This window comes from Streptomyces sp. KPB2, from assembly GCF_003950055.1.
GTDB classification, from domain to species: domain Bacteria; phylum Actinomycetota; class Actinomycetes; order Streptomycetales; family Streptomycetaceae; genus Streptomyces; species Streptomyces salinarius.
This window is the reverse complement of record NZ_CP034353.1, coordinates 2,024,835-2,038,673: the sequence shown is the minus strand read 5'-3', so window position 1 is coordinate 2,038,673 and position 13,839 is coordinate 2,024,835. Positions and strand designations below refer to the sequence as shown.

Here is a 13,839-nt window from a genome sequence, read left to right as displayed (position 1 = left end):
GCCGGCCCCGGAGCGGAGCCCGGTCCCAGCGCGTGCAGACGACCGATGAACCAAGGACGACCATGACTCCTCGGAAACTGATCACCGACTACATCGCCGACGCCTGGATGGGCGGCGACGCCGAAGGCCTGGAGCCGGACACCCCCATCGCGGAGCTCAACATCATCGACTCCGCCGCCATCTTCGACCTCGTCCACTACCTGCAGGGCGAGTTCCGCGTCACGGTGCCCCTGCCCGAGGTCACCCCGCAGAACTTCCGGTCCGTCAACGCGATCTGCGCCCTGGTCGACCGCCTCCGGCAGACCGAGGGGGGCAGCGCGGCATGACGAACCCCGTGGACACCCACCCGGACACCGCGCGCATCCGCGACGGCGTCGTGGAGGTCATCGCCGCCCGCACCCTCTACGACGTCGCCCACCTGCGGCCGGAGAGCCACTTCGAGGCCGACCTCGGCATCGACTCGGTCATCATGGAGTCCGTCCTGGCCTCCGTCCGCGAGCACTTCGCCCTCACCGCCGAGCTGCCGGCCGGCTCCGCGACCATCGGCGAACTCGTGGACGCCGTACGGACCGCGCTGGCCGGCGCCGACGCGTCCGCCACCGCCGGCGCCGACGCGTCCGCCACCGCCGGGGCCGCGCCCGCCGCCGACGGGGGAGCGGACGACCCCGTCACCGAGGCCGTGGTCGCCGCCGCCATGCGGCAGACCCAGTACCAGCGCCACCAACTCGCCCTCGACGCCGACCTGGAGGGCGAGCTGGGTGTCGACTCGGTCGTCCTGACCTCCGTCGTCGCCGAGGCCACCGAGCGGCTCGGGCTCACCGGGGCGGATCCGGACCTCGCCGGCGCCACGACCCTGCGCACCCTGGCCGACGCGCTGCGCGCCTGCGACACCGCCGCCCGGGACACGGCCACCGGCGCGGGCCCGGACGCCGCCGACGGCGCGGGCACGGACCAGCCGCGGCAGGCCCCCGGCTCGGCACCCGGAGCCCACGGGGACGGCTGGGACCACCGCTCCATGAAGGACTTCACCGAGCAGCGCGACCCCGACCTGTTCGCCAAGACCCGCAGCTTCGCCGGCTACCTGCGCTCCCGCGAGAAGGACCGCCTGTACTGGTACGGCATGCCGCTGCACTCCAAGTGCGGGAACCGCGCCGTCATCTTCGACGAACTGGAGGGCCGCAAGCGCGAGTTCCTCATGTTCGCCTCCAACAACTACCTCGGCCTCGCCAACCACCCCAGTGTCGTCGAGGCCGTCTGCGACGCCACCCGCACCTACGGCGCCACCCACACCGGCTCCCGGTTCATCGGCGGCACCAACATGCTGCACAAGGAACTGGAGCGCAGGCTGGCGGCGTTCAAGCAGCGGCCCGCCTGCATCGTCTATCCCGGTGGCTACTCCGCGAACCTCGGCGCCATCTCGGCCCTGGTCAAGAGCTACGACACCCTCGTCGTCGACCGCCTCAACCACATGAGCATCGTCGACGGCGCCCGGCTCTCCGGCGCGGTGCGCAAGATCTACCGGCACAACGACATGGCCGACCTGGAGCGGATCCTCAGCCGCAGCGCCGCGGAGGGCACCGGCGGCAGGCTGATCGTCGCCGACGGCGTCTTCAGCATGCACGGCGACGTGTGCGACCTGCCCGAGATCGTCCGCCTGGCCAAGGAGTACGACGCCCGCGTCATGATCGACGACGCGCACTCCACCGGCGTCCTCGGCGTCCGCGGCTCCGGCACCGCCGAGCACTTCGGCCTCAAGGGCGAGGTCGACCTGGAGCTGGGCACCATGAGCAAGACCCTGGCCGGCATGGGCGGGTTCGTCGTCGGCGAGGAGGAGGTCGTCGAGTACCTGCGCTACTACTCCAACTCCTACGTCTTCGCCGCGAACATCCCCGCCGGGGTCGCCGCAGGGCTGATCGCCGCCATCGACGTCATCGAGGCCGAGCCCGAACGCCTCAAGCGGCTGTGGACCAACATCGGCACGCTGCGCGACCGGCTGCTGGAGGCCGGGTTCGACCTGGAGCACTCCGAGAGCGCGATCCTGCCCATCGTCATCGGCGACGAACGCCGCGCCATGGAGATGGGCCGGGCGGTACGCGCCCGCGGCCTGTTCTGCCAGACCGTGGTCTACCCCGGCGTCCCCCTCGGCGACGCCCGGCTGCGGGTCAGCGTCACCTGCGAGCACACCCCGCAGGACCTGGACGAGGCCGCCGGGATCTTCGTCGAAGCAGCCCGCGAGACCGGGGTGCTGCCCGGCACCCCGTAGCGGCCGTCTCCGTCCGCCCCGCACGTCCGGCCCCCGCCCGGCAGGCCCCCTCCCTGCCGGGCGGGGCCCGGGCCCCGAGCCACCCACGCACGTCAAGGAGAAGGGCCCACACCCCATGAGCGCCACCACTCCCTCCGTGATACGCCTGCCCAGGGCCGCGTCCGCGCGGCACGCCGCCCGGCCCGCCTTCGTCGGCTCCGACCCCCTGACGTACGGGGAGTTCACCGCCCGGGTCGAGGCCGTGGCCGCCCATCTGCTCAGCCTCGGGGCGCGCGTCGGCGACCGGATCGCGATCTGGATGGACAAGCAGCCGCGCTACGCCGAGGCGATCGTCGCCGCCCTGGAGGCCGGGTGCGCCTACGTCCCCCTGGACGGCGGCCAGCCGGTGAGCAGGGTGCGGACCATCCTGGCGGACGCCGAACCCGTCGTCCTGTTCACCGACGCGCACCACGCCGCCCTGCTCGGCGACGACGACCTGCCGGACTCCGTCACCACGGTCGTGGCCGTCGGCGACGGGCTGCCCTCCGCCGTGGGCGGCGCCCCGGTCGCGACCTGGGAGAGCTGGGAGCAGGGCCGCGCGGGCGGGGTCACGCTGCTGCCCTCCCTCACCCCCGGCGACCTCGCCGCCGTCCTCTACACCTCCGGGTCCACCGGCACGCCCAAGGGTGTGCAGATCTCGCACGGCGCACTGGCCAACTTCGTGGCGTGGGCCCGCAGCGAACTGGACGTCGGACCCGACGACGTGTTCGCCGGCCACGCCTCCTTCAACTTCGACCTGAGCACCTTCGACCTCTTCACCGCGCTGTCCTGCGGCGCCGCGCTGTGGATCGTCCCCGACGCGGCGACCAAGGACGTGACCGCACTGGCCGAGGGCATCCGCCGGCACCGGGTCACCGTCTGGTACTCCGTCCCGTCGGTCCTGCACCTGCTGACCGCCTCCGCAGCGCTCACCCCCGAGCACGCCGCGAGCCTGCGCTACGTCCTCTTCGCCGGCGAGGTCTTCCCCGTCCCGCAGCTGCGCGCGCTCAGCGAACTGCTCCCCGCCGGCACCCCCCTCTACAACCTCTACGGCCCCACCGAGACCAACGTCTGCACCTACCACCGGGTCCGCCCCGAGGACCTGCACCGGGCCACCCCGGTACCGATCGGGCTGCCCATCACCGGCGCCGGGACCACCGTCGTCGACGACGCCGGCCGCACCGTCCGCGAGCCCGGCGCCATCGGCGAACTCCACGTGTCCGGCGTGTGCGTGACCCCCGGCTACTGGCGGCGCGCCGAGGAACCCGTCTCCACCGCCCACTGCCGGGGCGTGCACCCCACCGGCGACCTGGTCAGCTACGAGGAGGACGGCCGGCTCGTCTACCGCGGGCGCAAGGACCGGATGGTGAAGCTCTCCGGCTACCGGATCGAGCTGGGCGAGATCGAGGCCGCCGCGCTGCGCCACCCCGGCATCGCCGACGCCGCCGTCCTGGTCGACGGCTCCGGTCCCCGGGCACGGCTCAGGCTCTACTACACCCTGAGCGAGGGCGCCGACCGGATCGGCCTGGTGGAGCTCAAGCGGCACTGCGCACGGCACCTGCCGACCTACATGGTCCCGCACAGCGCCGTCCGGCTGGACCGGATGCCTCTCAACCCCAACGGCAAGACCGACTACCGCCGACTCGGCGTCGACGCGGCCCCCCGCGCCGAGGCACCGCTCGGAACGGCCCGCTAAGTGGCCCGGCGATCCATGGAGAAGAACGTGAGTCAGGGGCCGACGGAGCCGATACGCGCGCACTGGCAGGGACCCGAACCGGAGACCGTCACCGCCCTGCTGCGGCACCGGGCGGAACACACCCCGGACGCCCTCGCCCACCGCTTCCTCACCGACGCCGACGGCACCTCCGTCGCCTGGAGCTACCGCGAACTCGACCTGCACGCCCGCGAGGTGGCCGCCCACCTGCGCCGCGAGCAGGTGGGCCGGGGCCCCGTCCTGCTGCTGCACCCGCCGGGCCTCGACTATCTCGCCGCGTTCTTCGGCTGCCTGTACGCCGGCGCGGTGGCCGTCCCCGCCTACCCGCCGGACAACGCCCGGTTCGGGCAGACGGTGCCCCGTCTCGCCGCCATCGCCCGGGACTCCGCCGCCACCCACGCCCTGACCACCGGCAGGGTCCGCGAGGCGGTCGCCGCCCGCGGCACCGGACATGTCGGCGCCGAACTCGACGACGTGCGCTGGCTGGTGACCGAGGACCTCTACACCGGCGACTCCAGCGCCCCCTGGGAGGACCCCGGCCTCACGGCGGACTCCCTGGCCTTCCTCCAGTACACCTCCGGCTCCACCGCCGCGCCCAAGGGCGTGATGGTCGAACACGGCAATCTGGTGCGCAACCTGCGCTCCATCCACCTCCGGCTCGGCCACGACGCCGGCTCCGGCATGGTGTCCTGGCTGCCGCCGTACCACGACATGGGCCTCATCGGCGGCATCCTCACCCCGGTGTACGGCGGCTTCCCCGCGCACCTGATGGCCCCGATGACCTTCGTGCAGCGACCGCTGCTGTGGCTGGAGACCCTCTCCCGCACCGGCGCCTCCACCAGCGTCGCGCCGAACTTCGGCTTCGAGCAGTGCCTGCGCCGGATCAGCCCGGAACAGCGGGCCGGGCTGGACCTCAGCCGCTGGCGCCTCGCCCTGAACGGGGCCGAGCCGATCCGCCCCGACACCCTCGACCGGTTCGCCGAGTACTTCGCGCCCGCCGGCTTCGACCGCACCGCGCTGCTGCCCTGCTACGGCCTCGCCGAGGCGACCCTCATGGTCACCGGCGCCGAACCGGCCGAGCCGCCCGTGGTGGAGTCCTTCGACGCGGCGGCCCTGGAGGCGGGCACCGCCCGCCCGGCCGAACCGGGCAGCGTACGCACCACCCGCGTCGTCGGCTGCGGAGCACCCGTGGACGACGTCGAGGTCGCGCTGGTCGACGCCGCCACCGGCCGGCAGGTCCCCGACGGCACCGTCGCCGAGATCCGGGTGGCCGGACCGAACGTCGCCCGCGGCTACTGGAAGCGCCCCGAGGCCGGTGCGGACGTCTTCGGCACCCGCGTCGAGGACGGACCCGACGCCGCGTGGCTGCGCACCGGGGACCTCGGCTTCCGCCACGACGGGCAGCTCTTCGTCGTCGGCAGGACCAAGGACGTGATCATCGTCCAGGGCCGCAACATCCACCCGCAGGACGTGGAGCAGACGGCCGAACGCGTCGGCGCCGGTCTGCGCGCCGGGCACGGGGCCGCGTTCGGCATCCCCACCGCCGAGGGCGAACAACTGGCGCTCGCCTACGAGATCGGCGGACCCGGCGCCGGAGACCCGCACGCCCTGCTGGCCCGGCTGCGCACCGCCATCGCCGACGAGCACCAGGTGACGCCGCACACCGTCGTGCTGCTCAAGCGCTCCTCGGTGCCGCGCACCACCAGCGGCAAGATCCAGCGCAGCGCCTGCCGGCAGCAACTGCTCGACCTCGAACTGCCCGTGGTGGCCGCGAGCGTCGTCCAGGACGGCACGCCCGACACCACCGGGCCGCACCCCTCGGGCCCCGGCGCCGCGGACCGCACGGCCGCCCTCGTCGCCGACGCCCTCGCCGCCTCGCACGCCGCCGAGGGGACCCCGCGCTACCAGCGGCTGCTGACGGCCGTACGCACGCTGGCCGACGGCCTCGGCGTCGCCCTCGACGTCGGCACGCTCCTGTCCGCCGCCGAACCGGACGGCGCCGACGCCCTGACCGCACTGTGCCGGACGGCCCTCGCCGACGCCGAACCCGCCCCCGCGCTGGGACGGACCCGGACCGAGGCCGTGACCTGGTTGCGGCGCGCCGTCGCCGCCCGGCTGGGCCTGCGTCCCTCGGTGATCGACCCGACGGTGCCCTTCACCTCCCTGGGTCTGGACTCCAAGCAGGCGGTGTCCCTCGCCGACCGGTTCGGCGAGTGGCTCGGCACCCCCGTCACCCCGGCCACCGTCTACGACCACCCGACCGTCGAGTCCCTGGCGGCGCACGTCACCACCGGCCCGACGACCGGCGGCACGGCGGGCACCCCGGCCCCCCGCACCGACGCCGTCCCGCACCCGCGCCCCCACGGCCCCGCCCGCCGCGCTCCCGCCGACGAGCCCGTCGCCGTGGTCGGCATCGGCTGCCGCTTCCCCGGCGCGCCCGACGCCGACAGCTACTGGCGGCTGCTGCGGGACGGCCGGGACGCCGTGGGCGAGGCCCCCGCCGACCGGGCCGCCGACGTCGCGGGACCCGGCGGGCGCCCGGGCGGCTTCCTGGACCACGTCTACGACTTCGACGCCCGCTTCTTCGGCATCTCCGCCCGCGAGGCCGAACGCATGGACCCCCAGCAGCGGCTGCTCCTGGAGGTCGCCTGGCAGACCCTGGAGGACGCGGGCATCGCGCCCTCCTCCCTGGCGGGCTCCGACACCGGCGTCTTCGTCGGGGTCAGCGGGCACGACTACGCCGACCTCCAGATGCCCCACCCCGACGTCGTCGACATGTACTCGGCCACCGGCAACGCCCAGTCCGTCGCGGCGGGCCGGCTCTCCTACTTCTTCGACCTGCGCGGGCCGAGCCTCGCCCTCGACACCGCCTGCTCCTCCTCGCTCGCCGCCGTCCACACCGCCCTGCGCAGCCTGCGGGACGGCGAGTGCGGCGTGGCCCTCGCCGGCGGCGTCAACCTGATGCTGGCCCCGGGTCTTTCGGCGGCGCTCGCCCGGGGCGGGATGCTCGGCCCCGGCGGACGCTGCCGCACCTTCGACGAGGGCGCCGACGGCTATGTGCGCGGCGAGGGCGCGGGCCTGGTCTGCCTCAAGCCGCTGTCCGCCGCACTGGCCGACGGCGACCGCGTGCACGCCGTGCTCACCGGCTCCGCGCTCGGCCACGGCGGCCGGGCCAACGGCCTGACCGCACCCCGCACCACCGCCCAGCGCGCCGTGATGACCGGGGCACTGGAGCGGGCCGGCATCGAACCCGGGCAGATCGACTTCGTCGAGGCGCACGGCACCGGCACCGCCCTCGGCGACCCCGTCGAGTGGGAGGCGCTGGCCGGCGTCTACGGCCGGGGCCGCCCCGCCGACGCGCCCTGCCCGGTCGGCTCCGTCAAGACCGGCATCGGCCACCTGGAGGCGGCCGCCGGCATCGCCGGTCTGATCAAGGCGGTGCTCGTGGTACGGCACCGGGAGGTACCGCCGCTGCTGCACCTCAAAACCCCCAACCGGCACCTGGACTGGACGGGTTCGGGCCTGACCGTGCCCACCACCCGCCGGGCGCTGCCCGCCGGGGGCACCCTGCGCGCCGGCGTCAGCTCCTTCGGCTTCGGCGGCACCAACGCCCACGTGATCGTCGAGTCCGCGCCCGAATCCCCGGCCCCCGCCGACGCGTCCGGGGCCCCCGACGGCACGGTGCACGCCCTGTCCCTGTCCGCGCACACCGAGACCGCCCTGACCACCCTGGCCGGCCTCTACCGCACCCACCTAGCCGCCCACCCCGACGTGCCGCTCGCCGCCCTGTGCCGCTCCGCCAACACCGGCCGCTCCGCACTGGCGCACCGCGCGGTCCTCACCGTCGGGACCCGGGACGAACTGGACGCCGCGCTGGACGCCCTGATCCGGCGCGAGCCCGCCGTCGACGTGGCCCGCGGCGGGCCCGCCCCCGGCGGCGCCCCCACCGTCGCCTTCCTCTTCGGCGGCCAGGGCACCCAGTACCCGGGCATGGGCCGCGACCTGTACGACGCCCACCCCGTCTTCGCCCGCACCCTGCGGCGCGCCGACGCCGTCCTGCGCGACCTGGGCGAGATCCCGCTGCTCGACCTGCTCTTCGACCCGGAGCACGCCGAGGACCTGGCCCGCACCCGCTACTGCCAGCCCGCGCTGGTCGCCCTCGAAGTCGCCCTCGCGGACCTGTGGGAGAGCTGCGGAGTGCGCCCGGCCGCCGTGCTCGGGCACAGCGTCGGCGCCCTCGCCGCCGCGTGCGTCGCCGGCGTCCTCTCCCTGGAGGACGCCCTCACGCTCGCGGTCGTCCGCGGGCGCGCCATGGACGAGCAGCCCGGCGAGGGCGCGATGATCGCCTGCGTCGGCGACCCGGACACGGTGCGCGACATCGCCGCCGGCCACGAGGGGGTGGCGCTCGCCGCGGTCAACGGGCCCCGCAACCTGGTGCTCTCCGGCGCGGCCGACCGGATCGCGGCGCTCCGTACGGACCTGGAGCGCAAGGGGGTCACCGTCCGGCCGCTGGTCGTCTCGCACGCCTTCCACTCACCGCTGATGGCGGGCGCGGCCGAGCCGTTGCTCCGGGCCGCCCGCGCGGTCGAGTTCCACGCCCCGCGCATCCCCTGGATCTCCGACGCCACCGGTGAACCGGTGGAGCGGGTGGACGCGGAGTACTGGGTCCGGCACCTGCTCGGCACCGTGCGCTTCGCCGAGGGCTTCGCCCGCCTGCGCGACCCGGACACGGAGGGCGGCCCGTTCTGCGACGCCTTCGTCGAGATCGGCCCGCACCCGACCCTGCTGAACCTGGGCCGGTCCGCCGTCGCCGACGCCCCGGCGGGCGAGGGGCGGCCGACGCTGTGGCTGCCCTCGCTGCGCCGCGGCGCCCCGGGCCGGCGCACCCTGCTCCGGTCGCTGGGCGCCCACCACTGCGCCGGCGCGAGCGTGGACTGGTCCGCCCTGGACGGCGAGCACCCGCCCGCCCGCGTCCCGCTGCCGCACACACCCTTCGAGCGCCGGACCTACCGGTTCCACGCTCCCACTCCCGACCAGGAAGGCGATCCCATGCCGTCCCAGCCCACGGCGACGGGCACAGCCGAGACGGACCCGGCGGGCGAGGTCTCCCGCACCGTGCTCGACGCCGTCGCAGCCGTCTGCGGATTCCCCGTGGCCGACCTGCCGGTACACGCCCGGCTGGGTCTCGACCTGGGGTTCGACTCGCTGATGCGGACCGATCTCCAGCGCCGTCTCACCGACCGCTTCCCCCAACGGATGCACATGCTCCAGGACGTGCCGGAGGACCCCACGGTGCAGGACATCATCGGCCGGCTCGCCGCCGGCGACGACCACGCGGGCACCCCCGCCCCCGGCACCGGCGCGGGCGCGCAGCAGGCCGCCCGCCCCGCGGCCGTACCGGCGGCGCCGCCCGCCCCGGCCCCCCAGTACGGTCCCTACGGCGCCTTCCCGGCCCCGCCCCACGGCTACGCCGTCGCGGCGCCGGTCCCGCAGCCCGGAGTGCCGTACCCGTACCCCTACGGCTACCCGCCGCACGGCGCCCCCGCGTACGCCTACTACGTCCCCCAGCCGTTCCCGCAACAGGCGTTCCCGCAGCAGGCGTTCCCGATGCCGTCCCCGACGCCGCCCGCCCCGGTCCAGGCGGCCCCCGCACCCGTACCCGCCGCCCCCGCGCCCGATCCCGCCCCGGTGCCCGCGGCCCCGGTCCGCCAGGAGCACACCTTCGAGGACTGGGCGGAGTACGCCGAACTCCAGGGCAGGCTCCGGCAGACCGAGACCAGCGGCTCCAACCCCTACGGCCGCACCCACGAGGGCTTCAACTCCGCGCTCGCCACGGTCGACGGCACCAAGGTCGTCAACTTCGCCGCCTTCAACTACCTCGCGCTCTCCCACCACCCGCGGGTGCGCCAGGCCGCCAAGGACGCCGTCGACCGGTACGGCACCTCGGCCTCCGCCACCCCGCTGCTGTTCGGCGAGACCCCGCTGCACCACGAACTCGAAGCGGAGATCGCCGGGTTCATCGGTGCCGAGGCGGCCATCGTCTTCTCCGGCGGCCACGCCACCAACGTCGCCACCGTCGGCCACCTGTTCGGCCCGGAGGACCTGGTGGTGCACGACGCGTGGATCCACGACAGCACCGTGCGCGGCTGCATCCTCTCCGGCGCCCGGCGCCGCTCCTTCCCGCACAACGACTGGGCCGCCCTGGACCGCATCCTGGCCGGCGCCCGGGCCTCGCACCGCCGGGCGCTGGTCGTCATCGAGGGCGCCTACAGCCAGGACGGCGACATCCCCGACCTGCCGCGCTTCATCGAGGTCAAGAAGCGGCACGGCGCGATGCTGATGATCGACGAGGCGCACTCCATCGGCGTCCTGGGCCGCACCGGCCGCGGCGTGGGCGAGCACTACGGCACCGACCCGGCCGACGTCGACCTGTGGATGGGCACCCTCAGCAAGGCGCTGGGCAGCCTCGGCGGCTACATCGCGGCCCGCCGCCCGATCATCGAGTACCTCAAGTTCACCGCGCCGCTGCACATCTTCTCCACCGGCATCTCCCCGGCCAACGCCGCCGCCGCGCTGGAGGCGCTGCGCGTCGTCCAGGACGAGCCCGAGCGGGTGGCCCGGGTGCAGGAACTCGCCGAGTTCTTCCGGGCCGGCGCCCGCGCCCGCGGCCTCGACGTCGGGGTCTCCCGCCTCTCCGCGGTGATCCCCGTGATCACCGGCGACTGGGAGAAGACGATGGCCCTCTCCAACTCGCTGCTGGAGCGCGGCGTCAACGTCATGCCGATCGGCTACCCCGCCGTCCCGCGCGACCAGTGCCGGCTCCGCTTCTTCATCAACGCGGACCACAGCGAAGCAGACCTCGAACACTCCCTCGACCTCCTGGTGTGATCCATGTCCTCACTCAGCCAAGACAGCCCGTCCGCCGCCCCCGACATCCTGGTCACCGGCGCCAGCGGCTTCATCGGCGGTCACCTGGTGCACCGGCTGGCCGAGCGCGGGCACCGCGTCCGCGTCCTGGCGCGCTCCACCAGCGACCGCGCCGCCTTCACCGGCGCCGCCGCCCAGGTCACCGTCGGCGACCTCGGTGACACCGACAGCCTGCGCCGCGCCACCACCGGAGTCCGGTACGTCTACAACTGCGCCGGGCTATCGGCCGACTGGGGCCCCTGGGACCGGTTCCGCGCGGTCAACGTGGACGGCGCCAAGAACCTCGTGGACGCGGCCCACGAGGCCGGGACGGTCGAACGCCTGGTCCACCTCAGCACCACCGACGTCTACGGCTACCCCGAGCGGCCCTGCGACGAGAACACCGCCCCGCGCGACATCGGCCTGCCCTACAACCGCAGCAAGATGCTCGGCGAGCGTGCCGTGTGGGCCGCCGCCGAACGCACCGGCCTGCCCGTCACCGTGGTCCGCCCCGTCTCCGTCTACGGCCCCGGCAGCAAGGACTTCGTGATCGAGATCGCGAACCTGCTGCTGAGCAAGCAGATGGTCTACATCCGCGGCGGCCGGGTGCCCGCCGGACTGCTCTACGTCTCCAACGCCGTGGACGGCATCATCGCCGCCGCGACCGGCGAGCACACCGCGGGCCGCGCCTACAACCTGCGCGACCCGCACGACACCACCTGGCGCGAGTACGTCGAGGCGCTCGCCGAGGGGCTGGGCGTGAAGGCCCCCTGGCTGAGCCTGCCCACGCCGGTCGCCACCGCCGTCGCCACCGTCTCCGAGAAGCTGTGGGGCGCCCTGCGCATCAACTCCCGGCCCGTGCTGACCCGGCACGCCGTCCACCTCTTCGACCGCGACCAGTCCTACCCCATCGGGCGGGCGCAGGAGGAGCTGGGCTTCAAGGGCGAGGTCGACTTCAAGGAGGGCATGCGGCGCACCGTCGCCTGGCTCGACTCGGCCGAGGGGCGCGCCCATGTCGCCCGCTGACCTGCTCGCCCAGCGGTCCGCCTGGTTCCCCCGCCCGGTCGCGTCACCGGCCGCCGGCCGGCCCGACCCGGCGACCGCGCCGCTGCGCCTGGTCTGCTTCCCCTACGCCGGGGGCACGGTCTCCGCGTTCCGCGGCTGGCAGGAGCACCTGGGCGACGCCGTCGCCGTCGTCCCCGTACAGCTGCCCGGCCGCGGACTGCGGCTGCGCGAGCGCCCGTTCGACACCATGACGCCCCTCGCCGAAGCGGTCGCGGACGCCCTGGAGGAGCACGGGCTGGTCCACGACTACGCCCTGTTCGGGCACAGCATGGGCGCCCTGCTCGCCTACGAGGTGGCCTGCGTGCTGCGCCGGCGCGCACGGCCGGCGCCCCGGCACCTGTTCGTCTCCGGCAGCCGGGCCCCGCACCTGTACGGCGACCGCGCCGACCACGCCCTGTCCGACGCCGGCCTGCGCGAGGTGATCCGGGACCTGGGCGGCCTCGACGACGCGGACACCCTCGGCGCCGCCTACTTCGACCGCAGGCTCCCGGTGCTCCGCGCCGACCTGCGCGCCTGCGAGCGCTACGGCTGGCAGCCCCGGCCGCCGCTGGACTGCCCGACGACCGCGTTCTCCGCCACCGAGGACCCGATCGCCACACCGGAGATGGTCGAGGCCTGGCGGCACCACACCACCGGCTCGTTCCTGCGGCGCCACCTGCCGGGCAACCACTTCTTCCTGAACGGTGGCCCGTCCCGCGACCGGCTGCTCGCCCACCTGGGCACCGAACTCGACGCCCTCGGCACCACCCCGCACAGGAAGGCAACAAGGGAAGCAACATGGACATTCTGAGCCTGGCCAAGAGCGTCGGCAGCCGCGTCGAGGCGCCGCTGACCGACCTGCGCACCGTCACCAAGGTGCTCGGCAACCCGCACATGCCGCTGCTCCTGGCCCTGTCCAAGGGCTTCGTGGAGCCGGTCTACCGGGCCGCCTTCCTGGCCTCGGCGGCGAGTTCGGGCGTGCTCGACGCCCTCGCCGTACGCCCCTGCGACCTGGAGTCGCTGGCGGAACGGCTCGGCATCGCCGACGAGGACCGGCCGCGCCTCAAGGAGTGGCTGGACATGGGCATCCGCCTCGGCGACCTCGCCAAGCGCGAGGGCTGCTACAAGCTGAGCAGCCTGCCCGCCAAGGCGCTCGCCCAGGCCGGCAACGACGCCATCGCCGCGGCCCTGGAGGAGGTCCTGCGCTTCCACGTGCCCGCCCTGCTCAACGGGCCACGCATGCTGCGCGAGGGCCGCCGCTTCTCCCTCGACGACCAGGACGGCCTGGTCATCGCCCGCTCCACCCGGGTGGTCCAGCCGCTGGTCGAGGAGGCCATCGCCCGCACGCTGGACCGGGACGCGCCGGTACGGCTCCTGGAGGTCGGCTGCGGCAGCGGCGCCTACGTCCGCTACGCCGCCGAACTCAACCCCCGCCTGTCGGCGCTCGCCGTCGACCTCCAGCAGGACGTGGCGGACAGCGCCGCGGCGAACATGGCCGAGTGGGGGCTGACCGACCGGGTCGAGACCCGCCGGGCCGACCTGCGCACCCTCGACGCGCAGCCCCAGTTCGACCTGGTCACCCTGCACAACAACATCTACTACTTCCCCGAGGCCGAGCGCGTAGACGCCCTGCGCCGGGCCCACGACCTGCTGGCGCCCGGCGGCCGGCTGCTGCTCACCACCTCGTGCAAGGGCGGCAACATCGGCCTGGAGGCGCTCAACCTCTGGTTCACCTACGCCGACTTCGGCGGCCCGCTGCCGCAGGCCGACGAGCTGGTGGACCAGCTCCGTCAGGCCGGGTTCGACGACGTCGAGGCCACCCGGATCGTCCCGGGCGAGCAGTTCCACGCCTTCACGGGCACCAGCAAGCGCGTCGCGTACGCCTGACCGCCGA

General features: G+C 74.6%; 7 protein-coding genes. All 7 read left to right on the top strand.

Annotated elements, in window-relative coordinates; genetic code table 11:
• Positions 1 to 62: 62 nt before the first annotated feature.
• The 7 genes from D1J63_RS08725 (at position 63) to D1J63_RS08695 (ending at position 13,832) form a co-directional block, all read left to right on the top strand.
• Positions 63 to 326: an acyl carrier protein gene (locus D1J63_RS08725; protein ID WP_061442100.1), complete on the top strand. Its 264-nt coding sequence runs from the start codon at positions 63 to 65 to the stop codon at positions 324 to 326.
• Positions 323 to 2,263 carry an aminotransferase class I/II-fold pyridoxal phosphate-dependent enzyme gene (locus D1J63_RS08720; protein WP_125628467.1) on the top strand — a complete coding sequence of 647 codons (1,941 nt, stop codon included), beginning with the start codon at positions 323 to 325 and terminating at the stop codon, positions 2,261 to 2,263. Before D1J63_RS08725 ends, D1J63_RS08720 begins: the two co-directional genes overlap by 4 nt.
• A 115-nt stretch (positions 2,264 to 2,378) precedes the next feature.
• Positions 2,379 to 3,977, top strand: a complete 1,599-nt coding sequence (gene redM / locus D1J63_RS08715) for an L-proline--[L-prolyl-carrier protein] ligase RedM (protein WP_125628466.1) — start codon at positions 2,379 to 2,381, stop codon at positions 3,975 to 3,977.
• A gap of 27 nt (positions 3,978 to 4,004) precedes the next feature.
• Positions 4,005 to 10,883: a type I polyketide synthase gene (locus D1J63_RS08710; RefSeq protein ID WP_241235537.1), complete on the top strand. Its 6,879-nt coding sequence runs from the start codon at positions 4,005 to 4,007 to the stop codon at positions 10,881 to 10,883.
• Positions 10,884 to 10,886: 3 nt separating this feature from the next.
• Entirely contained in the window at positions 10,887 to 11,927 is a 1,041-nt protein-coding gene (locus D1J63_RS08705; protein WP_125628464.1) for an NAD-dependent epimerase/dehydratase family protein, read from the top strand.
• Positions 11,914 to 12,756, top strand: a complete 843-nt coding sequence (locus D1J63_RS08700; protein WP_102931945.1) for an alpha/beta fold hydrolase — start codon at positions 11,914 to 11,916, stop codon at positions 12,754 to 12,756. The genes D1J63_RS08705 and D1J63_RS08700 overlap by 14 nt, the downstream gene beginning before the upstream one ends.
• Positions 12,744 to 13,832, top strand: coding sequence for a class I SAM-dependent methyltransferase (locus D1J63_RS08695; protein WP_125628463.1), 1,089 nt, complete (start codon positions 12,744 to 12,746; stop codon positions 13,830 to 13,832). Before D1J63_RS08700 ends, D1J63_RS08695 begins: the two co-directional genes overlap by 13 nt.
• Positions 13,833 to 13,839: the final 7 nt, after the last annotated feature.